The sequence below is a fragment of the Brevundimonas sp. genome (assembly GCF_965278935.1).
Lineage (GTDB): Bacteria > Pseudomonadota > Alphaproteobacteria > Caulobacterales > Caulobacteraceae > Brevundimonas.
This window is the reverse complement of sequence record NZ_OZ257124.1, coordinates 51,071-76,681: the sequence shown is the minus strand read 5'-3', so window position 1 is coordinate 76,681 and position 25,611 is coordinate 51,071. Positions and strand designations below refer to the sequence as shown.

27 protein-coding genes are annotated in these 25,611 nt (G+C 67.9%); 9 read left to right on the top strand and 18 right to left on the bottom strand.

Features of this window, described 5'->3' with window-relative positions; all coding sequences use genetic code 11:
• Positions 1-3 precede the first annotated feature (3 nt).
• From ACQY68_RS00410 to ACQY68_RS00400, 3 genes are read left to right on the top strand one after another with little or no spacing between them, the layout of a single operon-like run.
• On the top strand, positions 4-288 hold the full coding sequence (locus ACQY68_RS00410; RefSeq protein WP_428151038.1) for a hypothetical protein: 285 nt from the start codon (positions 4-6) through the stop codon (positions 286-288).
• Positions 285-578, top strand: a complete 294-nt coding sequence (locus ACQY68_RS00405) for a type II toxin-antitoxin system RelE/ParE family toxin (protein ID WP_428151037.1) — start codon at positions 285-287, stop codon at positions 576-578. Before ACQY68_RS00410 ends, ACQY68_RS00405 begins: the two co-directional genes overlap by 4 nt.
• Positions 575-1,747: an aminotransferase class V-fold PLP-dependent enzyme gene (locus ACQY68_RS00400; protein WP_428151036.1), complete on the top strand. Its 1,173-nt coding sequence runs from the start codon at positions 575-577 to the stop codon at positions 1,745-1,747. Before ACQY68_RS00405 ends, ACQY68_RS00400 begins: the two co-directional genes overlap by 4 nt.
• A gap of 1 nt (position 1,748) precedes the next feature.
• Here ACQY68_RS00400 and ACQY68_RS00395 read toward each other — a convergent pair whose 3' ends face one another.
• From ACQY68_RS00395 to ACQY68_RS00380, 4 genes are all read right to left on the bottom strand, one after another.
• A complete protein-coding gene (locus tag ACQY68_RS00395; protein ID WP_428151035.1) occupies positions 1,749-2,657 on the bottom strand; it encodes a hypothetical protein in 909 nt (302 codons plus the stop codon).
• Between the two features lie 285 nt (positions 2,658-2,942).
• Positions 2,943-4,445 (bottom strand): CoA-acylating methylmalonate-semialdehyde dehydrogenase, encoded by a 1,503-nt coding sequence (locus ACQY68_RS00390; RefSeq protein WP_428151034.1) that lies wholly within the window; start codon positions 4,443-4,445, stop codon positions 2,943-2,945.
• A 74-nt stretch (positions 4,446-4,519) separates the two neighbouring features.
• On the bottom strand, positions 4,520-5,092 hold the full coding sequence (locus ACQY68_RS00385) for a cob(I)yrinic acid a,c-diamide adenosyltransferase (RefSeq protein ID WP_428151033.1): 573 nt from the start codon (positions 5,090-5,092) through the stop codon (positions 4,520-4,522).
• A gap of 4 nt (positions 5,093-5,096) precedes the next feature.
• Entirely contained in the window at positions 5,097-5,300 is a 204-nt protein-coding gene (locus ACQY68_RS00380) for a twin transmembrane helix small protein (protein ID WP_428151032.1), read from the bottom strand.
• A 119-nt stretch (positions 5,301-5,419) separates the two neighbouring features.
• On the opposite strand from ACQY68_RS00380, the gene ACQY68_RS00375 reads away from it, so the two are divergent.
• On the top strand, positions 5,420-6,544 hold the full coding sequence (locus tag ACQY68_RS00375) for a hypothetical protein (RefSeq protein WP_428151031.1): 1,125 nt from the start codon (positions 5,420-5,422) through the stop codon (positions 6,542-6,544).
• 140 nt (positions 6,545-6,684) lie between these two features.
• Here ACQY68_RS00375 and ahcY read toward each other — a convergent pair whose 3' ends face one another.
• The 3 genes from ahcY to ACQY68_RS00360 form a co-directional block, all read right to left on the bottom strand.
• Positions 6,685-8,076: an adenosylhomocysteinase gene (gene ahcY / locus ACQY68_RS00370; protein ID WP_428151030.1), complete on the bottom strand. Its 1,392-nt coding sequence runs from the start codon at positions 8,074-8,076 to the stop codon at positions 6,685-6,687.
• 128 nt (positions 8,077-8,204) lie between these two features.
• Positions 8,205-8,990 carry a DUF3313 domain-containing protein gene (locus tag ACQY68_RS00365; RefSeq protein ID WP_428151029.1) on the bottom strand — a complete coding sequence of 262 codons (786 nt, stop codon included), beginning with the start codon at positions 8,988-8,990 and terminating at the stop codon, positions 8,205-8,207.
• Between the two features lie 66 nt (positions 8,991-9,056).
• Entirely contained in the window at positions 9,057-9,371 is a 315-nt protein-coding gene (locus ACQY68_RS00360) for a metalloregulator ArsR/SmtB family transcription factor (protein WP_428151028.1), read from the bottom strand.
• An 88-nt stretch (positions 9,372-9,459) separates the two neighbouring features.
• On the opposite strand from ACQY68_RS00360, the gene ACQY68_RS00355 reads away from it, so the two are divergent.
• The gene (locus ACQY68_RS00355; RefSeq protein WP_428151027.1) at positions 9,460-10,350 is read left to right on the top strand and encodes an acyl-CoA desaturase; all 891 of its coding nucleotides are present in this window, start codon (positions 9,460-9,462) and stop codon (positions 10,348-10,350) included.
• 3 nt (positions 10,351-10,353) lie between these two features.
• Positions 10,354-10,815 carry a hypothetical protein gene (locus ACQY68_RS00350; RefSeq protein WP_428151026.1) on the top strand — a complete coding sequence of 154 codons (462 nt, stop codon included), beginning with the start codon at positions 10,354-10,356 and terminating at the stop codon, positions 10,813-10,815.
• Here the strand turns inward: ACQY68_RS00350 and rlmN are convergent.
• The 5 genes from rlmN to hslV form a co-directional block, all read right to left on the bottom strand.
• Positions 10,787-11,944 carry a 23S rRNA (adenine(2503)-C(2))-methyltransferase RlmN gene (rlmN, locus tag ACQY68_RS00345; protein ID WP_428151025.1) on the bottom strand — a complete coding sequence of 386 codons (1,158 nt, stop codon included), beginning with the start codon at positions 11,942-11,944 and terminating at the stop codon, positions 10,787-10,789. The two genes, ACQY68_RS00350 and rlmN, sit on opposite strands and share 29 nt — an antisense overlap.
• Positions 11,945-12,019: 75 nt before the next feature.
• Positions 12,020-13,321 (bottom strand): ATP-dependent protease ATPase subunit HslU, encoded by a 1,302-nt coding sequence (gene hslU, locus ACQY68_RS00340; protein WP_428151024.1) that lies wholly within the window; start codon positions 13,319-13,321, stop codon positions 12,020-12,022.
• An 86-nt stretch (positions 13,322-13,407) separates the two neighbouring features.
• Positions 13,408-13,560 carry a GxxExxY protein gene (locus ACQY68_RS00335; RefSeq protein WP_428151023.1) on the bottom strand — a complete coding sequence of 51 codons (153 nt, stop codon included), beginning with the start codon at positions 13,558-13,560 and terminating at the stop codon, positions 13,408-13,410.
• Positions 13,557-14,414, bottom strand: a complete 858-nt coding sequence (locus tag ACQY68_RS00330; protein ID WP_428151022.1) for a DUF4440 domain-containing protein — start codon at positions 14,412-14,414, stop codon at positions 13,557-13,559. The genes ACQY68_RS00335 and ACQY68_RS00330 overlap by 4 nt, the downstream gene beginning before the upstream one ends.
• Before the next feature lie 180 nt (positions 14,415-14,594).
• On the bottom strand, positions 14,595-15,149 hold the full coding sequence (gene hslV / locus ACQY68_RS00325) for an ATP-dependent protease subunit HslV (protein ID WP_428151021.1): 555 nt from the start codon (positions 15,147-15,149) through the stop codon (positions 14,595-14,597).
• 142 nt (positions 15,150-15,291) lie between these two features.
• On the opposite strand from hslV, the gene ACQY68_RS00320 reads away from it, so the two are divergent.
• Together ACQY68_RS00320 and ACQY68_RS00315 are read left to right on the top strand one after the other, a co-directional pair.
• Complete coding sequence (locus ACQY68_RS00320) at positions 15,292-15,681, top strand: BLUF domain-containing protein (protein WP_428151020.1); 390 nt, start codon at positions 15,292-15,294, stop codon at positions 15,679-15,681.
• A 31-nt stretch (positions 15,682-15,712) separates the two neighbouring features.
• Positions 15,713-16,447 (top strand): HesA/MoeB/ThiF family protein, encoded by a 735-nt coding sequence (locus ACQY68_RS00315; RefSeq protein ID WP_428151019.1) that lies wholly within the window; start codon positions 15,713-15,715, stop codon positions 16,445-16,447.
• Between the two features lie 81 nt (positions 16,448-16,528).
• Here ACQY68_RS00315 and typA read toward each other — a convergent pair whose 3' ends face one another.
• Positions 16,529-18,361, bottom strand: coding sequence for a translational GTPase TypA (gene typA / locus ACQY68_RS00310; protein WP_428151018.1), 1,833 nt, complete (start codon positions 18,359-18,361; stop codon positions 16,529-16,531).
• A gap of 182 nt (positions 18,362-18,543) precedes the next feature.
• Here typA and ACQY68_RS00305 point away from each other — a divergent pair, with 182 nt between their 5' ends.
• On the top strand, positions 18,544-19,002 hold the full coding sequence (locus ACQY68_RS00305) for a c-type cytochrome (protein WP_428151017.1): 459 nt from the start codon (positions 18,544-18,546) through the stop codon (positions 19,000-19,002).
• On the opposite strand, the gene ACQY68_RS00300 is transcribed toward ACQY68_RS00305, so the two are convergent.
• The 5 genes from ACQY68_RS00300 to ACQY68_RS00280 form a co-directional block, all read right to left on the bottom strand.
• Complete coding sequence (locus ACQY68_RS00300) at positions 18,990-19,418, bottom strand: biotin transporter BioY (protein WP_428151016.1); 429 nt, start codon at positions 19,416-19,418, stop codon at positions 18,990-18,992. The two genes, ACQY68_RS00305 and ACQY68_RS00300, sit on opposite strands and share 13 nt — an antisense overlap.
• A 118-nt stretch (positions 19,419-19,536) precedes the next feature.
• Positions 19,537-21,585, bottom strand: coding sequence for an OPT family oligopeptide transporter (locus ACQY68_RS00295; RefSeq protein ID WP_428151015.1), 2,049 nt, complete (start codon positions 21,583-21,585; stop codon positions 19,537-19,539).
• Between the two features lie 74 nt (positions 21,586-21,659).
• Complete coding sequence (locus ACQY68_RS00290; protein WP_428151014.1) at positions 21,660-22,019, bottom strand: YdbL family protein; 360 nt, start codon at positions 22,017-22,019, stop codon at positions 21,660-21,662.
• A 17-nt stretch (positions 22,020-22,036) separates the two neighbouring features.
• Positions 22,037-22,237 (bottom strand): YnbE family lipoprotein, encoded by a 201-nt coding sequence (locus ACQY68_RS00285; RefSeq protein ID WP_428151013.1) that lies wholly within the window; start codon positions 22,235-22,237, stop codon positions 22,037-22,039.
• A gap of 76 nt (positions 22,238-22,313) precedes the next feature.
• Positions 22,314-25,478: an intermembrane phospholipid transport protein YdbH family protein gene (locus tag ACQY68_RS00280; RefSeq protein WP_428151012.1), complete on the bottom strand. Its 3,165-nt coding sequence runs from the start codon at positions 25,476-25,478 to the stop codon at positions 22,314-22,316.
• Positions 25,479-25,611 lie beyond the last annotated feature (133 nt).

The window sequence follows — 25,611 nt, the reverse complement described above, 5'->3', positions numbered from 1 at the left end:
GCCATGGGCAAGATTGAGAAGATCACCGCCGAGATCGACGAAGACATCTATGCGGATGTCGAGGCGGCTGTCGCTTCGGGCGAGTTCGCGTCGGTCGGGGAAGCTCTGACGCTTATCGTCAGTGAATGGGCGGCTGAACGTCGAGTCGAAGAGCGTCCGGTCGAAACGCCGGAGTTCGTCGCCTATGCCAAGGCCCTGATCGAGGAGTCTCGCCGGGATGCTCGCCCAAGTATTCCTGCGGATGTCGTATTCGCCGAGCTGCGCGCTCGATACGCGGACCCTGCATGAGGGTCGAGTTGTCGGCGGAAGCTCGCGCGGACATTCAGGACATCGCCGACTTCATCGCCCGTGACAGCCGTCGGGCGGCTTTCGACTACATCGAACGGATCGAGCAGCGCTGTCGCGCGCTGAACCGCATGCCGCAGCGATTTCCGATCGCCTATCGGCTGGATCCGCCGGTGCGCCAACGCACGCTTGGCCGCCACTACATATTCTACTCGGTGCAGCGGGATCACGTCCTGATCGAACGTGTTCTGGACGCTTCGCGAGACATTTCGGCAGCGATGTTCAAACGATGACGACCTCCTACAAACACCTCTTCTCTCGCGCGCTCCAGCTCGATCCGGAACGGCTGCATTTCGCGGCGCATAGCCATCATCTGTGGCCGGACGCCTCTTTCGACGGACAGGTGCAGGCCTGGGCTGAGGCCAACCATTTCGCCGACCGGAAGTGGGACCTCGTCTTCGGCGAGGTCGTGCCCGAGGCGCAGAGGCACATCGCAAAGGAACTGGGCCTGCCGGACCCCGAGACGGTGGTCTTCGCGCCCAACACCCACGATTTCCTGATCCGCATCTTCTCGGGCTTCGAGACCAAACCCGTCCGTATCCTGACCACGGACGGAGAGTTCCACGCGTTCCGCCGTCAGGCCGAGCGCTGGGAAGAGGCCGGCGAGGCCGTCGTCACCCGCGTGCCGCTCGAGCCGTTCGAGACCTTCGATGCGCGCTTCACGGCGGCGGCGCAGGCCGGGGGGCACGACGTGATCGTGGTCAGCCAGGTCTTCTTCAAGACGGGCCAGGCCATCGGCTGCATCGACGATCTGGCGGCGCTGGCGAAGCCCGAAGGGCCGTGGGTCATCGTCGACGGCTATCACGGCTTCATGGCCACGCCGACGGACCTGTCGGCGGTGGCGGACCGGATCTTCTATGTCGGCGGCGGCTACAAATACGCCATGACGGGCGAGGGGGCCGGCTTCCTGCATGCGCCCGACGGCTTCTGCGAACGACCGGTCCTGACCGGCTGGTTCGCCGAATTCGGCAATCTGATGGGGCCGCCGGAGGGGGTCCAGTATCGGGCCAACGCGGGACGGTTCTGGGGCGCGACCTTCGAGTCGACGCCGCTCTATCGCTTCAACGGCGTGCGGCGGATGCTGGACGAACAGGGGCTGACCACGGCCCATATCTCGGCTCATGCCGACCGGCTGCAGGCGCGGTTCGCGGCTGCGCTGGCGGCAGGCGAATGCGGCGCCCTCGGCGAGGCCGAGGTGTTGAACCCGATCGCGGGCGACAACCGTCCCCGCGCGCGGTTCCTGGCTCTGAAGCACAGGGACGCCCAGCGCTGGCGGGCCGATCTGCTGGCCGCCAATGTCGTCACCGATGTGCGCGACGACACGATCCGCTTCGGGTTCGGCCTCTATCAGACCGACGAGGACGTCGAGCGTCTGATCGCCGTCTGTAAACGCCTGTTCTGACCTAGAAGAAGGTCGTGTCTTCTGACTGGGTCGGCTGAGGCGGCGGCGTCGGCTGGGTCGGGGTGCGCGGCGTCGTCGAGCGCGGCCGGGCCGTTCCCGGGGTCGCGGGCGTGGTGCCCGGCTGCGCAGGCGGTATCGCCTGACCTGCGGGCGGGATCGGCCCCAGGGTCGGATAGGGCAGGCTCTCGGGCGTGCCATCGCCCGGCGTCGGTACGGTCGGCGGGATGGCCGGGCCGGGCTCGGCGACGACGCTAGGAGCAACCACGTCAGGGGCCGAGAAGTCGTCTCGGATGAAGGCCCAGGAGCGGCTGTCGGCGCAGGCGCAGGCCTTCATGAACCCGTCCCGGTCGCGCCAGATCACCAGAGGATAGCCGGTCGGTGCGCCCGCATCGCGCAGCAGCGCGTTCAGCCGGACGACGAACTGGCGACTGGCCTCGACCACGGCGGAGCGCGCCAGGTTGCCGTCGGCCGCCGGAATGCCGGCCGCCGTCCAGTTGCGCGACGGGGTGGCGGTCCAGCGCTGGTAGAGACTCCAGTCGCGGCTCAGCCACAGCTCGGCCACGGTTGCCCGCTCGGCCGGGGTGGACTGGACCTGACCTTCGCGGTCGGGGCGGGCGTAGACGATGACGCGGGCCTCGACGCCGCCGGCGCGCAGCTTTTCCGTCTCCTCGCGCTCATAGCGCTGGGTCGAGGCGCTGTCGCGATAACCGATGACGTACAGGGGTTCGCCGCCGCCGCCGCCCGACACCCACGAGGCCTCGTCCAGCAGGCGCTGGATTTCCGCCTGGTTCCGGCTGATCGTGACCGGCTGGAACCGGGCGTAGAAATTCCAGTAGGCCCAGTAGCCCCCGCCGGCCAGGGCCAGGCCGATGACCACCGCCAGGGCGGACCAGATCAGAAAGCGACGCATGCGGGGGAGCGCTCCAGCTTCAGCATATCGGCGAGTGTAACGCTTAACACCGAATTGCGTCGCCTCGAACACCGGTCGGGGGAAAGGGGCATGGTCTCCTCCCCGTTCGCCGCTTGGCGAATGGGGAGGTGGCGCGGCGCCTCTTCGGCGCCGTGACGGAGGGGGCGAGCTAATGTGTACTGTGAGGGTGTCCGGCCGGCGAGACGGTGTCGCCCCCTCCGTCAGCTCGCAAGCGCTCGCTGCCACCTCCCCATCGCTACGCGACAGGGAGGAGACGCGGTGGTGTCACCCCATCGTCGGGATGACGAACGAGCTGTCGGCGTGTTCCAGGTCGCTGTCGGGCCAGCGGGCGGTGATGGTCTTGACCTTGGTCCAGAACTTCACGCCTTCCATGCCGTGCTGGTTGGTGTCGCCGAAGGCCGAACGCTTCCAGCCGCCGAAGGTGTGATAGGCGACCGGCACCGGGATCGGCACGTTGATCCCGACCATGCCGACGTTGACGCGGGCGGCGAAGTCGCGGGCCGCACGGCCGTTCTGGGTGAAGATGGCGACGCCGTTGCCGTACTGATGCTTCGAGGGCAGCGACAGGGCCTCCTCGAAGCTGGCGGCGCGGACGATCTGCAGCACGGGGCCGAAGATCTCTTCCTTGTAGGACTCCATCCCCGGCGTGACGTGATCGAACAGCGACGGGCCGATGAAGTAGCCCTTCTCGTGGCCCTGCAGGGTGAAGCCGCGGCCGTCGACGACCAGTTCGGCGCCGTCCTTGACGCCCTGCTCGATCCAGCCCTCGACGCGGGCCTTGTGCTGGGCCGTGACGACGGGGCCGTAGTGGGCGCCCGCGTCGGTGGAGACGCCGACCCGCATGGTCGGGATCTCGGCGACCATCCGCTCGCGCAGTTCGTCGGCGGTCTTCTTTCCGACCGGGACCACGACCGGCAGGGCCATGCAGCGCTCGCCGGCCGAGCCGTAGGCGGCGCCCGACAGGTCCTTGATCACCTGATCCATGTCGGCGTCGGGCAGGACGATGCCGTGGTTCTTGGCCCCGCCCATGGCCTGGACCCGCTTATGGTTGGCGGCCCCGACCTGGTAGACATAGTGGGCGATGTCGGACGAGCCGACGAAGCTGACGGCGTGAATCTGCGGATGGGTCAGGATGGCGTCGACGGCCGCCTTGTCGCCGTGGACGACGTTGAGGACGCCGGCGGGGGCCCCCGCCTCCATCATGAGCTCGGCCAGACGCACCGGCACCGACGGGTCACGCTCGGAGGGCTTGAGGATGAAGGTGTTGCCGACCGCGACGGCCACCCCGAACATCCACATCGGGATCATGGCCGGGAAGTTGAACGGGGTGATGCCGGACACGACGCCCAGAGGCTGGCGCATCGAATAGACGTCGATGCCGGGGCCGGCGCCCCAGGTGTATTCACCCTTCAGGGCATGGGGGATGCCGCAGGCGAACTCGATGACCTCGAGGCCGCGCTGGATGTCGCCCTTGCTGTCCGCGACGACCTTGCCATGCTCGCTGCTGAGCAGCTCGGCCAGCTCGGTCATGTTGGCCTCGACCAGCCGCTTGAACTCGAACATCACCCGCGCGCGGCGCTGGGGATTGGTCGAGGACCAGCCTTCGAAGGCGTTCTGGGCGGACTGGACCGCGCGATCCATCTCCTCGACAGAGGCCAGCTGCACCCGGGCCTGGACCTCCCCGGTGTTTGGATTGAACACGTCGGCGAACCGGCCGGAGGTCCCGGTGAAGGACGCGCCGTCGATGAAATGGTTGATGTCGCGCATGGCGGCGTTTCCCTGAAAGCAGACTGTTCTTGTTTGGCGGGCGGTTTAGACGTGCGGAGGCGCGGACGCCAGCGTCACCGGGTCCCGCCGGGGACCCATTTCACGTCGCCCGCGCCGTTGGCGTTGGCCCGCCGGGCGGCGACGAACAGATGGTCGGAGAGGCGATTCAGATAACGGACGGCCTCGGGCGTCACCGGGGTCCCGGTCTCGACCAGACGGATGGCGTCGCGCTCGGCGCGGCGCGCGACCGTGCGGGCCAGATGCAGATGCGCCGACAGGGGCGAGCCGCCGGGCAGGATGAAGCTGTCCAGCGATTTCAGGCTCTCGTTCATCCAGTCGATCTCGGCCTCCAGCCGGTCGATCTGGGACTGGACGATGCGCAGGGCCTCCCACTTCGGCGGCGGATCGAGGGGGGTGGCGAGGTCGGCCCCGAGGTCGAACAGCTCATTCTGGATCCGGCCCAGCATGGCGTCGATACGGTCGTTCTGGCCGGAATGCAGCCGGGCCACGCCGAGGACGGCGTTCAGCTCGTCGACGGTCCCGTAGGCCTGCACGCGCGGATCGGACTTGGACACCCGGGCGCCAGAGGCCAGCCCCGTGTCGCCGCCGTCGCCCGTGCGGGTGTAGATCTTGTTCAGGACGACCACGGCCTCAGCCCCCGTGCGTGGATTTCCACCACAGGCCGACCATCAGCAACACGATGGCTGTCGCCTGCAGGGCGACCCGCAGCCGCATCAGCTTGTTGGAGTTCGACCGGGCGTAGTCGCCGCCGCGATACAGGGAATAGATGCCGAACCCGAGGGTGATGGCGACCGCGCCGATGGCGATCAGGACGAGGATGTCGAAGACGTTCATGGGCTCAATCTAGGCCTCGCCGACCGTCCGCGCCAGCGAGGCGTGAACCCCGCGCTAACCCTGCCCTTCCGCGCGATCCTAACCTTTGCCGTGACATGACACCGGGATCAGGAGCCCGAATGACCGACCGCGCCTTCCGCAATCTCGATAATCTGAGGGCCTCGGCGTCCACCGCGCGGGTGCTCAACCTGCTGCGGGTCAGTCACGAGCACGGCCGCACGGACGGCTGGCGCGCCGCCCCGCTTTTCGAGAATTCGACGCTGAACCGCTGTCTGGTGATCAAGCACCGGCTGCGGCGCAACGAGATCGACGCGTTCCGGGTGCGCCGCTACGTGGCGACCAAGATCATCCTGCCCATCGACGGGTCCGACCTGCGGGTCGGGGGTCGCTATATCTTCGTCGATCAGGTCGGGTTCGACGCCATGCTGGAACAGGCCCTGGGCATCGGGCCATCGCATCCGGACCGCAAGATCCTGGCCCTGATCGACGAACTGCCCAGCCTCGATCCCTTCCTGCTGCGCGAGCAGTTGCGCCGCAACGGCCATGCGCCGGATCCCTGCTATTTCAACGTCTCCGAGGCTGACCTGATGCGGATGTCGGACTTCGTGGCCAGCGAGATCACGCCACTGGTCGATCTCAGCATCGGGCCGGACGCGGACCTGGCGGCCGAGAACCCGGTCGCGCGCCTGACCGCCAAGATCATGTCGAACTCGGCCGGCGAGGACATGAGCGCCCTGGGCCAGACCCTGATGCTGCGGCCCGAAGAGTATGAGGAGGGAGTCTTCTGCTGGAAGGGCTTCCTCTATTACAAATGGGCCCTGCAGACGATCACCGGGGACATCGGCTGGGTCGTGGACAGCGTCCGGCGGGTGAAGCCCCGGGGGCGGGTCGACACGGAGCAGCACGTCGCCATTGACCGGGCGAAGGAACAGGTGCGCCGACGCATCCTCATCACCTGCGAGGCCACGGCCGACATGCTGCGCGTCTATGACGACGCCTTCCGGGGTCTGACGCGCGAGGGCAGGCCGACGGCCTTCCGCGACTTCCTGCGCGACGCGCCGATCCTGTTCGCGCGTCTGGGCGAACGGCTGGGCGCCATCCAGCATATCGTCAGCTTCTGGAAATACCGGATGACCGGCGACCGGTCGGCGCCGGGAGCGGAGGAACTGCTGGACCTGCTGGCCGACTTCGAGACCAGCCTGTCGGGCCGCGAACGGCCGGACGTGCTCGCTCTGGCGGCCTAGACAAAAAGAAAGGCGGCGCACCTGACCGGTGCGCCGCCTTCTGTTTGATCCACCAGCGTCACGCTCAAGCAGTGAGCGACCGCTTGGCCTGTCCTCCGGCCGATGAAAGATCGGACCGGGGGCGAGCGGTAGCGCCCTGCTTAATAACGGTAGGCTTCCGGCTTGAACGGGCCTTCGGTCGGCACGCCGATGTAGGCGGCCTGTTCCTTGTTGAGCACGGTCAGCTTGGCGCCCAGCTTGGCCAGGTGCAGCATGGCGACCTTCTCGTCGAGGTGCTTGGGCAGGGTGTAGACCTGGTTCTCGTAGGCCTTGATGTTGGTCCACAGTTCGATCTGGGCCAGCGTCTGGTTGGTGAAGGACGCCGACATCACGAACGAGGGGTGACCGGTGGCGTTGCCCAGGTTCACCAGACGACCTTCGGACAGCAGGATGATCTTCTTGCCGTCCGGGAACTCGACGTGGTGGACCTGCGGCTTGATTTCGTCCCACTTGAAGTTCTTCAGGCCGGCGACCTGAATCTCGCTATCGAAGTGACCGATGTTGCAGACGATGGCGTTGTTCTTCATCGCCCGCATGTGCTCGACGGTCAGGACGTCCAGGTTGCCCGTGGCGGTGACGAAGATGTCGGCCTCATGGGCCACGTCCTCGACGGTGACGACCTCATAGCCTTCCATCGCGGCCTGCAGGGCGCAGATCGGATCGACTTCGGTGACCTTCACGCGGGCGCCGCCCTGACGCAGCGAGGCGGCCGAGCCCTTGCCCACGTCGCCGTAGCCGCAGACCACCGCGACCTTGCCCGAGAGCATGACGTCGGTGCCGCGACGGATCGCGTCGACCAGCGATTCACGGCAGCCGTACAGGTTGTCGAACTTGGACTTGGTGACGCTGTCGTTGACGTTGATGGCGGGGAACGGCAGGTCGCCCTTCTTGGCCATTTCGTACAGGCGGTGGACACCCGTGGTCGTCTCTTCCGACACGCCGCCGATGGCGTCGCGGATCGCCGAATAGAAGCCGGGCTTCTCGGCGATGTAACGCTTCATCACCTTGTAGAGGGCTTCCTCTTCTTCGTTCTGCGGGTTGTCCAGCAGGGTTCCGTCCTTCTCGGCCTTGGGACCGAGCACGCACAGCAGGGTGGCGTCGCCGCCGTCGTCCAGGATCAGGTTCGGATAGCCGCCGTCGGCCCATTCGAAGATCTTGTGGGCATAGTCCCAGTATTCTTCCAGGGTCTCGCCCTTGGTGGCGAACACCGGCGTGCCGTTGGCGGCGATGGCGGCCGCGGCGTGGTCCTGGGTCGAGAAGATGTTGCACGAGGCCCAGCGGACGTCGGCGCCCAAGGCTTCCAGAGTCTGGATCAGGACGGCGGTCTGGATCGTCATGTGCAGCGAGCCGGCGATGCGGGCGCCCTTGAGGATCTGTTGCGCGCCGAACTCTTCGCGCAGCGCCATCAGGCCCGGCATTTCCGTTTCGGCGATGGCGATCTCTTTGTTGCCGAAGGGGGCGAGCGAGATGTCGCGGACGATATAGTCGGTCATGAGGGCGGCTCCTTGAGCGCGGCAGGGTTCGAAGATTGCGCGCGCCTATAGCCCGCGAACGGGCGCAGGGCAACAATCATATAAGGATGTCTTTATATGATCGATCATGCCCCGAGGGCGAAGGATCGCTACTGCGGCGTCTGAGGCCTGACGCCCTGGGTCTGGGGAACATAGAGCCCGGTCACCGCCCGCGTGATGAACCCGCCGGCCTGATTGCGCGGGCCGAAGCGTTCGCAGGGGTCGGGTGTGGCGATGTCGCGGACCTTGCGGTCCTTGGGCGCGAAACTGTCGCCGACCTGATCGCCGAACAGTTCGGCGAACTGAAGCGCATCCCCGACCCGCGACAGCGACGGCGTGTCCATGCCCACGACATTGGCCGAACGGGCCCAAGCGAGCGCGGCCACCTGGGTTCCGCCCACGGCGACCAGCTCGGCCTCGGCGGCCAGGGTCCCGGTCGTGCCGGGCGCCCGAACGCCGATCGGACCGGGGATGAAGAAGTTGGCCACGGCCGCCGCGCCGGACGCCGTCGGTTCGGTCGGGACGATCCGCGTCACGGCGGCGCGGACGCGGGCCGCGTCGGGAGCCGGCGCGGGCACGACGGTGAAGCGCTCGCTGAGCTCGTAGCAGACCTGACGGTCCACTTCGCCCAGAACCATGGCCACATCGGCCGGCGCGATGCCGTCGGCGGCGCCGGCGGTCAGGACGGAGGGCTCGATGAAGACCCGCTCGATGGCCTGGGCCGCCGTGTCGTCGCGTCGGTCGCGAACCGAGACGCGCAGCGTCCCCTCCTTGGTCTGCAGGCCGTCATAGCTCTGCAGGAACCCGGCGTTGGCCGCCGGCGCCGTCTGGCAGGCCGCGAGGGCGAGGGCGCTGACGAGCAGGACGGGCGCGGCCCGGAGAAGGCGATGGGTCATGAGGCTGTTTCCGAGGAGAGGAAGCGCCTTAACACCGCAGCGGCCGAAAGGATCACCGGCCAATTGTCACGCCTTGCGGCGCGCCCTGGCGATGGCGGCGCTCTCGGTCTTCAGCGGCCTGGAAACCGGGCAGACCTCCTGGGCGTAGCTCGACAGGGTGTTGGCGAGGTGGTCGGGCACCAGGCTGTAGTGGACGAACTGGCCCTTCTTCTCCGAGGTCACGAGGCCGGCGTTCTCCAACACGGTCAGATGCTGGCTGACGGCGGGCTTGGAGATCTCGAACCGCGCGGCGATCTCGCCTGCCGTCAGATCGGCATGGGCCAGATAGGCGAGGATCTTGCGCCGGATCTGGCTGGACAGGGCTTCGAACACGCGTTGCATGACGGGTTATTTAAGTGATTTGCGAACGGCTTGCCAGAGGCCGCATTCAATGATTTAAGCCATTCCTTAAATACTGAAGGGATTGGCCATGCACGACCTGCTTCCTGCCCGCGATGCCGCCGCCGATCCGATCGCGCCCGATCCTGAAGCAGGGCGCATTGTCTGGGACCCGGCCGCTTCGTTGTGGAACGGGTCTATGCTGGCCATCGCCCTCAGCTTCGGAGTCCAGACATTCAGCCTGCCAAGCCTGTGTGTCTCCGTCGCGCTCGGCGCCCTGACAACCCTCGCCATGTCCGTCGGGCTCCATCGCCTGCTCGCGCACGCTGCTTTCTCTGCCGGCCCATGGACGACGCGCGTTCTGGCCTGGCTGGGCGTTCTGACAGGACTGGGCGGCCCGTTGGGGGCGGTGGGCGCGCACCACCTCAGTGACTGGGCCCAGCACCGGCCGGCGGCACATCCGTTCTTCATGCATCGAAGGAGCCTCGCGACCCACCTTGTCTGGAGAATGCACGGCCGCATCGATCTTGCGCATCCGCCGGTCTTCGACCTGTCGCGGATAGAGCGCGATCCCGTTCTGCGGTTGCTTGAGCGGACGTGGATGTTGCAACAGACTCCGGTCGCGGCCCTCCTGTTTCTCATGGGCGGATGGTCGTTTGTGGTTTGGGGCATCTGCGTCCGCGTCGCCGTGACCACAATCGGCTACTGGACGGTCGCCCATCTCGCCCACCATCCCGTGGGCCAAGCGGCGGAAAGCGAAACACCGGGTAACGACATCGCTTGGGCGGGTCTCGTCTCGATGGGCGAAGCCTGGCACCGAAACCATCACGACCACCCGACCTCCGCACGGATCGGCCTCTACCAGGGTCAGATCGACCTTGGCTGGCGGTTCATCCAGACGCTGGAGCGGCTGGGTTTGGTTTGGGACGTGCGGACGCCGGAGGCTGTCACCCCAGTGCTCCATCTCCATGCGGAGCATTGATCGATGGTGAAGTCGGCGTCATCGCTAATGTGGGCGCTGATTGCGGCCAACTTCGCCGCTGCCGCGGCGACAGGTGCGCTCGTGTTCTTGCTCGTCGTCGTCGTCTTCGCGGCGTCCCCCGGCGATGCTGGCGTTGTTGTCGTCTTGGGGGGTGTTATCCTGCTTGGCGTTCTGAGGGCCTTTGCTGGCTTCCTTATCTCGTTCCCAGTGTACCTCGTCGGCCTGATCGTCGTTGGGATACCCACATGGTGGTGCCTTGATCGTGCAGGCTGGGCGAATGCGGGAGCATTCGTCGGTGTTGCAGCGCTGGAAAGCGTGATTGCGGGCATGCTGGTGCTGCCGGAGATTTCGCCAGACGCAACGATCTTCGCGCTGGCTCTGGCGATCCCCGGCGGACTGGCCGGGTGGACGATTTGGCGAAACGGCTATTCGCGGATCAAGCCGCCGCCTGCTCGGCCTTCCTGAGCGTGCTCGCCCGGACCTTTTCGCTCTCGGACTTCAGCTGGCCGCAGGCGGCGAGGATATCCCGCCCGCGCGGGGTGCGGATCGGCGAGGCGTAGCCGGCCTTGTTCAGGATGGCGGCGAAGCGTTCGATCGTCTTCCAGTCCGAGCACTCGTAGTCCGTGCCGGGCCAGGGGTTGAACGGGATCAGGTTCACCTTGGCCGGGACGCCCTCGATCAGCTTCAACAGGGCGCGGGCCTCGTCGGGGCTGTCGTTGACGCCCTTCAGCATCACGTACTCGAACGTCACGCGGCGGGCGTTGGAGATGCCCGGATAGGCGCGGATGCCGTCCATCAGGGCTTCGAGATTGTATTTCTTGTTCAGCGGCACCAGGACGTCGCGCAGTTCGTCATTGGTCGCGTGCAGGCTGATCGCCAGCATGGCCTGGGTGCGGGTTCCCAGCGCATCCAACTGGGGCACGACGCCACTGGTCGAGACCGTGATCCGGCGGCGCGACAGGGCGATGCCCTCATTGTCCGAGATGATGTCGATCGCGTCGGAGACGTGGTCGAGATTGTACAGCGGTTCGCCCATGCCCATGAAGACGATGTTGGACAGGCGGCGGTCTTCCTTGGGCGACGGCCATTCGCCGAGGTCGTCGCGGGCGACCTGGACCTGGGCCACGATCTCGGCGGCGGTCAGGTTGCGGACCAGCTTCTGGGTGCCCGTGTGGCAGAAGGTGCAGTTCAGGGTGCAGCCGACCTGGGACGAGACGCACAGGGCCCCCGCACGACCCACGTCGGGAATGTAGACGGTCTCGATCTCGATGCCGGGCGCGGTGCGGATCAGCCATTTGCGGGTGCCATCGTTCGACACCTGGCGCTCGACGATCTCGGGGCGGGCAAGGGTGAAGGCGGCGGCCATCGCGTCCTGGGCCGTCCGGGCGATATTGGTCATCGCCGCGAAGTCGGTCACGCCGTAGTGGTGGATCCAGCTCCACACCTGGGACGCGCGCATCTTCGCCTTCTCGGGCGGGCAGATGTCGGCGTCGATCAGCGCCTGGCGCAGGCCCGCACGCGTCAGCCCGGACAGGTTGACGGGGGCCTTCGGAGCCGGGGCGGAGGTGCGCGACAGGTCGAGCGTAACGCTCACGGGCGGTGATCCTGGGTGGAGGGGAGCGCGCCTTATAGCACGGATCGGGCTGGATTTAAGGCCACCGCCGGTCGGTCAGAGAATGAACCGGCTCAGGTCCGCATTCTTCGACAGGTCGCCGACCTTCTCGCGCACGGCGTCGCCGTCGAAGGTCAGGGTCTGGCCGCCGAGGTCCGAGGCCTTGAACGAGGTCTCCTCCAGCACCCGCTCGATCACGGTGACCAGACGCCGCGCGCCGATGTTCTCGACCGTGCCGTTGGCCGCGACGGCTGCGTCGGCCATAGCCTCGACCGCGTCGGGGGTGAAGGTCAGGGTCACGTCCTCCGTCGCCAGAAGCGCCTGGTTCTGGCGGATCAGATTGGCCTCGGGCTCGGTCAGGATGCGCACGAAGTCGTCGCGGGTCAGGGCCTTCAGCTCGACACGGATCGGCAGGCGTCCCTGAAGCTCGGGCAGCAGGTCGCTGGGCTTGGCGACGTGGAAGGCGCCCGAGGCGATGAACAGCACATGGTCCGACTTCACCGGCCCGTACTTGGTCGAGACGGTCGTGCCCTCGATCAGGGGCAGCAGGTCCCGTTGCACCCCTTCGCGGGACACGTCGGCGCCGCCGCGATCCTGTCGGCCGGCGACCTTGTCGATCTCGTCGATGAAGACGATGCCCTCGTTCTCGGCCAGCAGCAGGGCCTCGCGGGTCAGGCTGTCCTGATCCAGCAGCTTGTCGCTCTCTTCGGTCACCAGAGGCGCCATCGCGTCCTTGACCGTGGTGCGGACCGATTTGGTGCGGCCGCCGCCGAGCTTGCCCAGCATGTCCGACAGGTTCAGCAGGCCGACGTTGCCGCCGCCGCCGACGTCCAGACCCTGGATCGGAGAGGCGTTGTCCGCCAGCTGGATCTCGATCTCCTTGTCGTCCATCTCGCCGGCGCGGAGCTTCTTGCGGAAGCTGTCGCGGGTGGCGGGCTGGGCGCCCGGTCCGACCAGGCCGTCGAGGATCCGCTCTTCCGCGGCCGCCTCCGCCTTGGCGCGGACGCCCGTTCGACGCGCGTCGCGCACCATTACCAGGGCGGCCTCGACCAGGTCGCGCATGATCTGGTCGACGTCGCGGCCGACGTAGCCGACCTCGGTGAACTTGGTCGCCTCGACCTTCAGGAAGGGCGAGCCGGCGAGACGGGCCAGACGGCGCGCGATCTCGGTCTTGCCGACGCCGGTCGGGCCGATCATCAGGATGTTCTTGGGTGTGACCTCGTCGCGAAGAGCGTCGGGCACGCGCTTGCGCCGCCAGCGGTTCCTCAGGGCCACGGCGACGGCGCGCTTGGCGTCGTCCTGGCCGACGATGAAGCGGTCGAGTTCGGAGACGATTTCGCGGGGAGATAGATCGGTCATGGAGGCGACATAGGGCGTCGAGGTGGGTTTCGGGAGAGGCGGTTCTTCACCAAGGGCACCAAGGGGTCACCAAGGACACGAAGAAATCAGAGAACGAGACGCCGCAAGCCGTTCTTGAGCAGGACCGAGTTGAAGTTGACGAGATAACCGAGTCTCACGCCGGAGAAGCGGAGATATGTCAGGACCTGTGCAGTATGGATCGACGCAAGGGCGTCGATCGCCTTGACCTCGACGATCACCGAGGCGGCGGGTCCGACAGGATTTGCGCGAAGACCAGCATCCAGCCCATCGTCCGCTTTTGCCACAGGTGGACGTAGTAGCCCGCACGCGGCGTCTCGTCGCGGGTCCACAGGGCGCGGCCGTAGGTCCAGACCATGTCGCCGGCGTCCGACGATCCGCCGCCGAACGGGGTGCTCAGCTCCAACCGGCGCGGCCAGGCGTCGAGGGCGGCGGGGAAGGCTCCGGCGCCGACGGCAGGGGGCAGGTGCGCGACATAGAGGCGGCCGTCGGGAGCCAATAAGGCCAGATGCGCGTGTTTCTGATCCCGCATGGCGCCGGCGGCCAGCACGGCCTCGACGGTGCGGACCTCGGACATGGCCGCGTCGGGGCTCGACGATTCCAGGATGGAGGTGGGCAGAAGCAGGGGCTGGGTCTCGGGGCCGGGCGCCTTGGCGGCCGTGGCTCCGACCCCGCCGTCATAGACCCATTTCCAGGCGCCGTCGGGCTGCCGCTTCCAGATCGTGAAATAGTGGCCGGTCCGGACGCCCCCGACCTCGACCCCGCCTGTGGTGAAGCCGAGGTCGCCGGACTTCGAGATCCCCGCCCAGTTCGGCCACCAGACCAGGGACGGCGCGTTCGGATCGAAGACGGCGTTCGGATCGAGAATGTCGTGCGCCAGTCGCGGCGCTCCGTCCGCGATCATGACGGCGTCGTCGGTCGACCACTTCCGGAAGGAGCGGTCGACGCCCATGGTCAGACCGTCGGCCGCGAAGGCGCGCTCGGCCGCCACGATGTTCGAGGCGTCGGCCGGCTGGGCCCAGGCCGGACGGGCGAAAGCCAGCAACAGGACGGCGAAAAGGATCGGACGAGGCATGGGAACTCCAGCCGTCAGTCATGCCGGGATCGGCATGGATGTCCCGTTAAATCGCCGAAACCCGGACCTCGCCCACCCTGACGGTTCCTGACTGGACATTTTTGGGGCGCTAACGCGCACGACGCGGTCGCGCGCTGCTTGAGCGGGCCTCCGGTGCGCTTCGGCCAGATCTGATGCGGCTTACAGCCGTTCCACCGTCAGGTTGCCATTGGTGTAGACGCAGATGTCAGCGGCGATGGCCATGGCCCGCCGTGCGACCGCCTCGGCGTCCAATTCGGTGTTGTCGATCAGGGCTCGCGCCGCGGCGAGCGCATAGTTGCCGCCGGAGCCGACGGCGGCGACGCCGTATTCCGGCTCCAGCACATCGCCGACGCCGGTCACGGTGAAGATGGCGTCCTTGTCCGCGACCAGCAGCATGGCCTCAAGCCGGCGCAGGTAGCGGTCGGTGCGCCAGTCCTTGGCCAGGTCGACGCAGGCCCGGGCCAGCTGGTCCGGATACTGCTCCAGCTTGGCCTCGAGCCGCTCGATCAGGGTGAAGGCGTCGGCCGTGGCGCCGGCGAAGCCCGCCAGCACCTTTCCGCCCGCCAAGGTGCGCACCTTGCGCGCCGCGCCCTTGACGATAGTGGCGCCCATCGAGACCTGACCGTCGCCCGCGATGACGGTCCGGCCATCCTTGCGCACCGCCAGAATCGTGGTGCCGTGCCAGTCGGGGAAGGTGCTCGATGTCTGGGTCATCCCGGTGAGATGGCGACCGAATTGGGGCAAGGCAAGGCGAAAGCTTTGCAAAAACAGGGCTCCACCTTGGCCATATTCTTACCCATGTAACCCGTTACATTAGCACAATCGGGCTGCCGACGATCATAAACGAGAATAAGCTTTGCTTTATCGCGTCATCATTGCCGCCGAGACGGTCGGGTCGACGGGTGTATCGACCCTGTCGATCGCGCAGATTCTCGGCGTCTCGGAACGCAATAATCGACGCGACAACATCACCAGCTGCATGATCTTCCATCAGGGCTTCTACATGCAGGTGATCGAGGGCGCGCGTGTCGACATCGACCGTCTGCTACGCCGCCTGGGCGAGGATCGCCGTCTTCAGGGCCTCAAGGTTCTGGTCGACAAGCCGGTGGCCGAACGCGCCTTCCAGGAGGGCGTGACCCTGTGCGGCGACGCCCGACCGATGCTGTCGGCCATCGGCCAGCCCTGCCTGTCCCTGCTCAGCGCCTATGAGGCCGAGCGGATGCTGGTGTTGCGTCAGGCGGCGTGACGCGAACGCCCGCTCCCCCTATCTGGAGCGGATGAGCTTTTCCGAAGACGAGGTCGAACGCTACGCCCGCCACCTGGTGCTGTCCGAGATCGGCGGGCCGGGACAGCAGAGGCTGAAGGCCGCCACCGTGGTCGTCGTCGGCGCGGGCGGGGTGGGGTCTCCGGCGGCCCTCTATCTGTCGGCCGTGGGGGTCGGGACGCTGCGGATCGTCGATGGCGACACCGTCTCCCTGTCCAACCTCCAGCGTCAGATCCTGTTCGACACGGCCGATATCGACCGACCCAAGGTCGAGGCCGCCGCCGGACGGCTGGGCGCCATCAATCCTCATGTCCGCATCGAGGCGCTGAACCGGCCGCTGACGGCGGAGAACGCGGAGTCGATCATCGCCGGGGCGGATGTGGTGCTGGACGGCACGGATGACTTCGGAACCCGGCACGCCGTCAACGCCGCCTGTGTCGCGGCCGGCATTCCTCTGGTCTCCGGCGCGCTCGGTCGCTGGACGGGTCAGGTCGGGGTATTCGCCGGAAAGCCCTGTTACCGTTGTCTGGTGCCGGAAAGCCCGCCGGATGCGGAGACCTGCGCGCGTGTCGGCGTCGTCGGGGCGCTGGCGGGCGTGATCGGCGCCATGGCGGCGCTGGAGACGATCAAGCTGATCGCGGGTTCGGGGGCGCCGCTGACCGGTCGGCTGATGCTCTACGACGGCCTCGCGGCGACCAGCCGGACCGTGACGGTCACCGCTGACCCATCCTGTCCGGTCTGCGCCTGATCGACCCGGCCGGAACGAAGAAGGGGCGCACGATGCCCGTGCGCCCCTTCCTTGTCTTCAGGTCCGAAGGCGCGCCGCGCCCTAGTCCGGACGCGTGCGCTTCTTGCGGAACGACGGGTTCAGCGTCTGCTTGCGCAGGCGGATCGACTTCGGCGTCACCTCGACCAGCTCGTCGTCAGAGATGTAGGCGATGGCCTGTTCCAGCGACATCTGGCGCGGCGGGGTCAGGCGAACGGCCTCGTCCTTGCCCGAGGCGCGGACGTTGGTCAGTTGCTTGCCCTTGATCGGGTTGACGTCAAGGTCGTCCCAGCGGGCGTTCTCGCCGATGATCATGCCCTCGTAGGTCTTCTCGCCGGCGCCGACGAACATCACGCCGCGATCCTCGAGGTTCCACAGGGCGAAGGCGGCGGTCTCGCCGTCCGAGTTCGAGATCAGCACGCCCTTCAGACGGCCGGCGATGTCCCCCTTGAACGGCTCGTAGTGGCTGAACACCCGGTTCAGCACGCCCGAACCGCGCGTGTCGGTCAGGAACTCGCCCTGATAGCCGATCAGCGAGCGCGATGGGGCCTTCAGGCTGATGCGGGTCTTGCCGGCGCCCGACGGGCCCATGTCGGTCATCTCGGCCTTGCGAGCCGACAGCTTCTCGATGACGACGCCCGAGAATTCGTCGTCGACGTCGATCATGACGTCCTCGATCGGCTCCATCTTCTCGCCGTTCGGACCTTCCTGATAGACCACGCGCGGACGCGAGATCGAGACCTCGAACCCTTCGCGGCGCATGTTCTCGATCAGCACGCCCAGCTGCAGTTCGCCGCGGCCGGCGACCTCATAGGCGTCGCCGCCTTCGGTCGTCGTGACGCGGATGGCCACGTTGGCCTCGGCTTCCTTCAGCAGGCGGTCGCGGATGACGCGCGACTGGACCTTGTCGCCTTCGCGGCCGGCCAGGGGGCTGTCGTTGACCGAGACGGTCATGGAGATGGTCGGCGGATCGATGGGTTGAGCGGGAAGCGCTTCGGTCACTTCCATGGCGCACAGGGTGTCGGCCACGGTCGCTTTGGACATGCCCGCGATGGCGACGATGTCACCGGCCTCGGCGCCCTCGTCGACGGCCTGACGCTTCAAGCCGCGGAAGGCCAGCACCTTGGTGATGCGGCCGCGTTCGATTTCCTTGCCGTCGCGATCCAGGGCGTGGATCGCCATGCCGGGAACGGCTTTGCCGCTCTCGATCCGGCCGGTCAGCAGACGGCCGAGGAAGGGGTCGGACTCGATCAGCACGTTCAGGATCTGGAACGGCTTGTCCTTGTTCTCGGCCACCTTGGGCGGGGGCACGTGCTCGACGATCAGGTCGAAGAGCGGGGCGAGGTTATCGTTGGGGACGTTCAGATCCATCGTCGCCCAGCCGTTGCGGCCCGAGGCGTAGATGTGGGGGAAGTCCAGCTGCTCGTCCGTCGCGCCGATGGCGGCGAACAGGTCGAAGGCTTCGTTGTGGACGCGGTCCGGATCGGCGTGGGCGCGGTCGACCTTGTTGATGCAGAGGATCGGACGCAGGCCCATCTTCAGGGCCTTGGTCAGCACGAACTTGGTCTGGGGCATCACGCCCTCTTCGGCATCGACCAGGATGACGCAGCCGTCCACCATGCCCAGGATACGCTCCACCTCGCCGCCGAAGTCGGCGTGACCCGGGGTGTCGATGATGTTGATGCGCGTCTCGCCCGCCTTGCCGTTCCAGAGCACCGAAGTGCACTTGGCCAGGATGGTGATCCCGCGTTCCTTCTCCTGATCGTTGGAGTCCATCGCGCGCTCGGTCTGGGCCTCATTGGCTCGGAAGACGCCGGACTGGGCCAGGAGTTGGTCCACCAGGGTCGTTTTGCCGTGGTCGACGTGTGCGATGATGGCGACGTTGCGAAGGTTCATTCTGTTTCAATGCGAATAGGCGGCCGACAATGCGGTGGCCGCTCGTTAGAGGCGTCATGCGGGGAGCGCGCGCCTCATACAGGCTGGGCGGCGGAAAGACCATAGCGACCCAAGATGGCGACCGTTTGACAGTCTCCCGGTCGAGGAGCAGCGTTCGGGCCTGACTTCAGGGAGCGGGCTTGATGAAGCGTTTGATCGTGGCGGGGGCCGTGGCCCTGATGTGCGCCGGCGGGGCGGCGGGGGCTCAAGAGGACGCGATGTCTCCGGCCGAGATCGTCGCGGCGCGTCAGGCGTCCCTGGCCATGTCGGGCGTGACCATGGGTTCGATCAAGGCCGCGCTGGACGCCGGCGCCCCGGCCCAGTCGATGGGGTTCAGCTCGGGCGCCCTGACCCGCTGGGCGCGCGCCCTGCCCGGGATGTTCCCTGCCGGGACCGGTTCGGACACGCTCGGCGCCGCGACCAAGGCCAAACCCGAGATCTGGACCGATCGCGCGGGCTTCGACGCAAAGGCCGGCGACTACGCCGCCGCCGCCGCGCGTCTGCAGGAGCTGATCGCGGCCGGCGACACCGCCGGCGCCCAGGCCCAGTTCATGGTCGTGCGGGCGTCCTGCCAGTCCTGTCACGACGCCTACCGGTCGTAGACGCTCCGGTTCCAGGCCGACAGAATCACCCAACCCGCCGCTGACTTCAGCAGGGCGCCGGGCAGGAAGGGCAGTATCCCCGCAGCGAAAGTCACCGACGGGGCGAGGCTGTGCGCCAGCCAGGCCGCGCCTGGCAGCAGGATCACGAGATGGGCGGCGCTGAGCAGGGCGATGCCCGCGACGGGACGCTTCAACCCTCCCCGCCGACCGGCCTCACCGGAGGCCCAGGCCGCCAGGACGAACCCGGCCAGATAGCCTGCCGTGGGCCCGGTCAGCGCCTCGATCCCGCTGCGCCCGTCCGACAGCACGGGCAGGCCGACGGCGGCCGCCGCGAGGTACAGCCCCATCGCCGCCACGCCCCGGCGCGGACCCAGAAAGCCACCCGCCAGAACGACCGCCAGGCTCTGAAGGGTCATCGGCACGGGCGCCATGGGCAGCTGACCTGGGCCGCCAGCGCGGTCAGGACGGCGAACAGCACGACGCCCGAGGCCTTCGCCCCGGGCGTCTTCAGCCAGTCGATTGTGGACGGCGGGCTCAGACCTTGGCCGACCGGCCGCGGATCCAGGCGTAGAGAGCGAAGGTCAGGACCGCGAAGGCCACGATCCCCGACAGCATCGCCGGCCAGGTCGAACCCTCGGGCAGCATGGCGAAGGGCGCGTCATTGCCGGTGGCGACGATGACCCCGGCGGTCATGACCAGGAACAGGCTCTCGCCCACGATCAGACCCGAGGCGAGCAGCACGCCCATGCGGCGACCGACGTCGGCGAACCGCGTGGTCTTGATCGCCTTGTCGTAAAACCAGCCGGCCACGGCGCCGATCACCAGCATCGTGGTCACGGCGGCCGGCAGATAGAAGCCGATGCCGACCGCCAGAGGCGGCAGCTTCACCTTACCCTTGGTGGAGGCGTTCAGGATGGCGTCGAGGATGATGATGACCACGCCGATCACCGCGCCGATGCCGATCAGGTCCCAGCGCAGGTCGCCGCCGATGACGCCGCGCGCCAGGGCCGAGATCAGGGTGGCCTGAGGCGCCGCCAGCGGCTCGTCGGCGATGCCCGGAGGGCCGCCCTCGAAGCCGAAGGCCTTGTTCAGCAGGTTGAGGATCAGGGGGATGACGACGGCGCCGGCGCCGACGCCGACGATCAGGGCCGTCTGCTGACGCCAGGGCGTGGCCTGGACCAGCTGACCGGTCTTGAGGTCCTGAAGGTTGTCGTTGGCGATGACGGCGACCGCGAAGACCACTGCCGTGACGATCAGGGCAAAGGCCACGACCGACGGGTCGGCGGGCAGGCCGGCGATAGCCAGGACCCCAAGCATCAGGACCGAGGCGATGACGACGGCCAGGATGCCGACGCCCGACACCGGGCTGTTCGACGACCCGATAAGGCCCGCCATGTAGCCGCAGATGGCGGCCACGGCGAAACCAATCAGGACGACATAGACCAGCCCGCCTGCGACCAGCAGCAGGGTCGAGCTGGCCAGCGTCGGGTTACCTTGGGCGAAGAAGGCCAGGATGCCACCGATGCCGATCAGGCAGGCGACCGACAGGCCGGCGACGATGTTGATCGGGATGTCCTGCTCGGTGCGGTCGAGGATCTCACCGGCGTTGCGGCGGCGATTGGCGGCGAGCGCGGACGTCAGACCGCCGATCAGCGGACCGGACAGTTTGATCAGGGTCCAGATGGCGGCGACGGCGATGACGCCCGCCCCCATGAAGCGCACCTCGCGCCTCCAGACGGTGGACGCCAGTTCCTCGGCGCCGACGCCGGCGGGCAGGGTCGTGGCGATGGAGGGGATGCCATGGGCGGTCAGCCAGGCGATGGTGTCCGGGCTGGTCAGGATCGGCACGGCGATTCCCCAGGCCAGCAGCAGGCCGAAGGCCTGGGCCAGACCCACGGTCAGGCCGATCAGGTGGCCCGCTCCCAGAAGCGCGAACTGCATGCCGAAGCCCATGCCCGTCGCGCCGCCGCCCAGAGAGGCGGGCAGCTTGATGAACTTCGCGGCTTCACCGGCGAAAACGCGGCCCGCGACCAGCAGGGCGTATCCCGCCGAGACGATCGAGCCGGTGACGACGACCCACAGGCCGGCCTTGTTCTCGCGCACGGCGCTTTCGGTCTGTTCGGCTCCGCGCGAGCCGACGGTCAGGACCTCGGCGGCGGCGACGCCTTCAGGATAGGGCAGGCCCGCCTCGACCACGAGGGCGCGGCGCAGCGGGATGGAGAAGGTGACGCCGAGCACACCCCCGAAGACGCAGATCAGCACCGACTCCCAGAACGGGAACTCGAGCCACCAGCCGACCATGACCAGGCCGGGCAGGACGAAGATGATCGAACTCATGGCCCCGCCGACCGAGGCCACGGTCTGGACGGTCATGTTTTCCCAGATGGTCGAGGTCTTGAACATCCGAAGGATGGCCATGGAGATGACCGCCGCCGGGATGGCCGAGGCGAAGGTCAGCCCGACCTTCAGGCCCAGATAGGTGTTGGCCGCGGTGAACACGACCGCCAGCAGACAGCCCAGGATCAGGGCGCGAATTGTAAGTTCGACGCGCTTCTTCGGCGCGGCGGCGGGCGTATCGGTCATAAGGCTTTCCCTCGAAGAAGCCCCAGACCTAATCCCGAAACGGCGCCGCTAGCAACGCTGCGGCGCCGAAGAGGTCAGCGTTGCACCCACTGGCCCGAGGCGTTGCGATACCACTGGCCGGTCGAGATGCGCGGCAGGAGCTGGCTCTCGAACATCCGGGCGGCCGCGACCTCGGTCGAGGTGCCGACGTCGGCGGCCGAGGCGGCATAGACCTGACGGCGGGCGCTGTTGGTCGCGGCGATGGCGGTCTGGACGTCGGGGCTGACGGAGGTGCGAACGCCCACGTAGCCGTCGGCCTGCTCGCCGACGGATCCCTGCGCCTTGGCCGCGTCGATCAGCGACTTCTGGGCGGGAGTCTGGGCGAAGGCGGCTCCGGCGGCGACGCCCAGAGCCACGACGGCGGCGCCCAGAACGAACAGCTTGCGGAATGTCATGGGAGAAGTCTTTTCCATCAGAACAGGTTGGGGTTTTCGGCGAGCAGGTTCTGCAGTTCCTGATCCAGCCGCACGCGCACGTCGGCGTCGAGCTTGGCGTAGATCTGGATCGGCGCGACCTCCAGGCGGATCGTCGGTGTGCAGGCGCCCAGCATCGCCGAAAGGCCAAGCGCCAGAAGGCCGAGGCGGGCGGCGCGGGAGGGTGGCGATAGGGTCATGCGGCGGTCTCCGGAATCTTCAACGCTCTCGTTGGGGCGATGGATGCGCCCCGGGGTGTGAACGGCCTCTGAACGGTCAAGGCTGTCGGTCGTCAGGTTCGCCGTTGCGGGCGCGGTTCACCGCCAGCAGGTCCGAGACGAGCTGGTTCAGGTTCAGGGTCGTGTCGAGCGTCAGATTGATCTCCGTACCCGACGGCAACGGCAGGGTCCGGTTCAGGAACTCCCGGCTGATCAGTTCGGACAGGCTGAGGCGCAACTCCTGACGCTGCGGCGGATCGTGGCGGCCGACGATGTGGAAGCGGACCCCCAATCGCCCTCCGTCGGCGCTGTCCACGTCGGCGGTCAGGGTGTCGAAGGCCAGATTCTCCATCGCCTGATAGGCCAGGTCCTCGACGGTGTTCGCAGGCACCTCGCCGCCGCCGCCCGCCTCCAGGTCGGACAGGGCTTCGCGCTGGATCGAAAGACGGCCCGGCTGGGCGGCGTATAGGGCGCCGCCCGCGATCCGCACGCCCGCGTCGGGGTCGGAGGTGAAGGGCAGGCGACCCGACACCACGGCGTCGAGTTTCACCCGGTCGCCGAAACCGGACCCCGCGATCAGGTCTCCGAGTTGCACCCGGTCCAGCACGATGACGCCGGAGAAGGGCCGCCGGTCGAGCGGCACGGAGAAGGGCTCGACGCTGACCGTCCCGCCCGCTGCGTGAATCTCCCCGCCGGCGACGCTGATCGCCGCCTTGTCGAGAGAGAAGGTCAGGTCGAGGTCGGTGAAGTCGTCGATCGATGCAAGCGTGGCGATGCGCAGGGTCTGGTTCAGGGCGGTGGTCAGGGGCGCGAGGTTGGTGAACTCGATCGTGCCCGACAGGCCCTTCACCGCCCCGGCCGGGCTCACGAAGTCGATCCCCGGAATGACGAGACGGCCGGAACTCGTCCCTTGGGGCAGGTCGTCACTCCAGTTCAACCGGCCGGAGAAGGAGGCCGAACCGGTCGCGGGCGACTGGACGAAGTCGGCGGCCAGAGGCGACAGATCGGCGGGTTGAAGGCCGTCCTCGGCGAAGATCAGCGACGGCGCGTCGATGACGATGCCGCCATCTCCGGTCGTCCCGTCGTGGGCCAGGGTCAGTTCGCCCAGCAAGGTGTCGTTGCGGGCCAGGTCGAAGACGCCGCTCCACGTCTCATCGTCGAGCGTCGCCGAGCCCGACGCGGTCAGCGGGTTGAACCGGCGCGGCCGGGTGGCGTCCTCGACGTTGGCGGCGGCGATGGTCGCCTCCAGACCGAGACCGGCCTGTGAGCCTGTGGCGAAAGCCGTGCCCTGGACCCCGTCGAAGGTCATGGCGAGGAAGGGCGCGGAGGCCTTCACGTCGTTCAATCGTCCGCCCGCGCGCCAGCGGCCGTTCTGGGACACGACCAGAGGCTTGCCCGAGGCGCACAGGCCGCCAGACAGGTCCATGACATCGTTCTCCTCCAGCTCCAGCCGCTCGGCGGTGAAGGTCAGGCAGTCGGAGGCGACATAGGTCAGCCGCCCGGTGTTGGTCGCCAGCACGCCCCGGGTCCGCACGTTCAGCCCGCGCGCCAGTCCGAAATCAAGCGCGGCCCGGCCGTCCAGCGTCGCCTCGAAGCCTCCCGCTGTCAGCCGCCAGTTCGGGATGGCGAAGGTCGCCTCGGGCAGACCCTGTCCGCGCGTGGCGACGACGTTCAGGGCGCCGCCGCCGCGCTCGCCCGGCCGGGCGGCGAAGATGGGCGTGGCGACGGGATTGACGGTCAGGACGCCGCCGTTGGCGGGCGTCAGCCGGGCGGAGCGGGGCAGGATCACGGCCACACCGGCGTCGCCGCTCGTCAGCCGCAGGGCCGGAACGTCGAGGGCGAAGGCCCCCAGCGCCCGCTTCATGTCCGCCAGTTCCGGCACGTCGTCGGTCGTCACGGCTCCGAACAGGGGCCAGGCGCCGCGCGCCGAAGCCAGCGACCCGGTCAGGATCAGGGCCGTCGGACGACCCGAGGCGAAGTCGAGATCGAACCGGCCGGTGGTCTGGTTGAGGGTCAGGGTGTCGAAGGTCACGCGGTCCAGACGCGCCAACATCGGACCGCTGGCCGCCACGCCGGCGCCGGCTCCGCCGAGCGCCAGTCGCGGCGAGGTGACCTCGCCGCCGGTCAGGACCAGATCCCCGGCCCGACCCGAGGCGGCGGTCAGCCGAACCGGGCCTTCATGACTCCACGACAGGCCGTCGGCGCGGCGCGACAGGGCGATGCGCGCATCCGATGCCTGGATATCCGCCGAGCGGGCGGACAGACCCGGCCCGGACAGGCTCGCGGCCCGCAGCCGTGTCGAGGTCGTCCCGTCGAAAGCCAAAGTCTCGATCCAGCCGCTGACCTCGCCGTTGGCGAGCAGGGTCAGGACGGCCCCGGTCGTCGTGGTGTCGCCGACGGCCAGCCGGCCGCCGGACAGGGTCAGGTCCAAGGCGGCCCGGCCGTCGCCGCGACGCGTCTTCAGGTCGGGGTAGGGAAGGTCTGCGGTTCCGGACAGGCGGGCGGTCTCGCCCTCGAGCCCGGGCGTCGCGAACCCCTCCGCCGCCAGATCGACACTCAGCGCCACCCGGTCGCCGGTCGTGCTCAGGTCCAGCTCGCCGCCAAGCCCCCGCGCCTCGATCTCACCGCTCTTCAGGGAGGCGGCCGGCATCCGCGCCGCCAGCCGCATGAGCTTGCCGTTGTCTATGCGGGCATCGGCCAGAAGTGAGAGCGGCCCGTACTCGGTGTCGAGCCGCAGCCGCCCGGTCTCGACGATCACGACCGGTCCCCGACTGTCGGGACGCGGGGGGCGGCCTGTGAATTCCTTGATCAGCGGATCCAGCGACCCGAACGACAGCGTCCCGTCCTTCCAGCTGGCGCGCGCCACCGGGCGGACGAGGCGGATCCGGCTGGGCGTCACGCCGAGGCCCGTCGAGGACCAGGGCAGGCCGAGGGCATAGTCGACCTCGACGCGCTGGATCGTCACGTCGGGATTGCGCTCGTTGCCGATGCGCACGCTGCCGACGAAACCGTTGAGCTCCAGACGCTCGATCTCGACATCGGCCTGGATGCCGCGCTGGTCCAGCCAGCCGACCAGAATCTCACGCGCCGCCGCCCGCCGGTTCACCCAGGCCACGGCGGCCAGGAGTGACAGAACCACCAGTCCCACCGCCAGACCGATGCCGATTGCTCGCGTCAGGCGACGCGCGCGCGACCTTCTTCTCTCAAGAGGCGTATCGCTCATGCGGGGCGCTCCGCCCTGTGCCGGACAGGGACAGACAGGTGGATGAGCATCCCCAAGGTGTTGCGATGCGAAACAGCCGTGGCAGACGCGCCACACAGAGTGGCGCCGCGGTCACCTAGAGTGAAGCCGCTGC

Bases quoted from the DNA above. Each gene is read 5' to 3' on its own strand.
- ACQY68_RS00410 (WP_428151038.1), top strand. From the start codon at position 4: ATGGGCAAGATTGAGAAGATCACCGCCGAGATCGACGAAGACATCTAT.
- ACQY68_RS00405 (WP_428151037.1), top strand. From the start codon at position 285: ATGAGGGTCGAGTTGTCGGCGGAAGCTCGCGCGGACATTCAGGACATC.
- ACQY68_RS00400 (WP_428151036.1), top strand. From the start codon at position 575: ATGACGACCTCCTACAAACACCTCTTCTCTCGCGCGCTCCAGCTCGAT.
- ACQY68_RS00395 (WP_428151035.1), bottom strand. From the start codon at position 2,657: ATGCGTCGCTTTCTGATCTGGTCCGCCCTGGCGGTGGTCATCGGCCTG.
- ACQY68_RS00390 (WP_428151034.1), bottom strand. From the start codon at position 4,445: ATGCGCGACATCAACCATTTCATCGACGGCGCGTCCTTCACCGGGACC.
- ACQY68_RS00380 (WP_428151032.1), bottom strand. From the start codon at position 5,300: ATGAACGTCTTCGACATCCTCGTCCTGATCGCCATCGGCGCGGTCGCC.
- ACQY68_RS00375 (WP_428151031.1), top strand. From the start codon at position 5,420: ATGACCGACCGCGCCTTCCGCAATCTCGATAATCTGAGGGCCTCGGCG.
- ahcY (WP_428151030.1), bottom strand. From the start codon at position 8,076: ATGACCGACTATATCGTCCGCGACATCTCGCTCGCCCCCTTCGGCAAC.
- ACQY68_RS00365 (WP_428151029.1), bottom strand. From the start codon at position 8,990: ATGACCCATCGCCTTCTCCGGGCCGCGCCCGTCCTGCTCGTCAGCGCC.
- ACQY68_RS00360 (WP_428151028.1), bottom strand. From the start codon at position 9,371: ATGCAACGCGTGTTCGAAGCCCTGTCCAGCCAGATCCGGCGCAAGATC.
- ACQY68_RS00355 (WP_428151027.1), top strand. From the start codon at position 9,460: ATGCACGACCTGCTTCCTGCCCGCGATGCCGCCGCCGATCCGATCGCG.
- ACQY68_RS00350 (WP_428151026.1), top strand. From the start codon at position 10,354: ATGGTGAAGTCGGCGTCATCGCTAATGTGGGCGCTGATTGCGGCCAAC.
- hslU (WP_428151024.1), bottom strand. From the start codon at position 13,321: ATGACCGATCTATCTCCCCGCGAAATCGTCTCCGAACTCGACCGCTTC.
- ACQY68_RS00330 (WP_428151022.1), bottom strand. From the start codon at position 14,414: ATGCCTCGTCCGATCCTTTTCGCCGTCCTGTTGCTGGCTTTCGCCCGT.
- hslV (WP_428151021.1), bottom strand. From the start codon at position 15,149: ATGACCCAGACATCGAGCACCTTCCCCGACTGGCACGGCACCACGATT.
- ACQY68_RS00315 (WP_428151019.1), top strand. From the start codon at position 15,713: ATGAGCTTTTCCGAAGACGAGGTCGAACGCTACGCCCGCCACCTGGTG.
- typA (WP_428151018.1), bottom strand. From the start codon at position 18,361: ATGAACCTTCGCAACGTCGCCATCATCGCACACGTCGACCACGGCAAA.
- ACQY68_RS00305 (WP_428151017.1), top strand. From the start codon at position 18,544: ATGAAGCGTTTGATCGTGGCGGGGGCCGTGGCCCTGATGTGCGCCGGC.
- ACQY68_RS00300 (WP_428151016.1), bottom strand. From the start codon at position 19,418: ATGACCCTTCAGAGCCTGGCGGTCGTTCTGGCGGGTGGCTTTCTGGGT.
- ACQY68_RS00295 (WP_428151015.1), bottom strand. From the start codon at position 21,585: ATGACCGATACGCCCGCCGCCGCGCCGAAGAAGCGCGTCGAACTTACA.
- ACQY68_RS00290 (WP_428151014.1), bottom strand. From the start codon at position 22,019: ATGACATTCCGCAAGCTGTTCGTTCTGGGCGCCGCCGTCGTGGCTCTG.
- ACQY68_RS00285 (WP_428151013.1), bottom strand. From the start codon at position 22,237: ATGACCCTATCGCCACCCTCCCGCGCCGCCCGCCTCGGCCTTCTGGCG.
- ACQY68_RS00280 (WP_428151012.1), bottom strand. From the start codon at position 25,478: ATGAGCGATACGCCTCTTGAGAGAAGAAGGTCGCGCGCGCGTCGCCTG.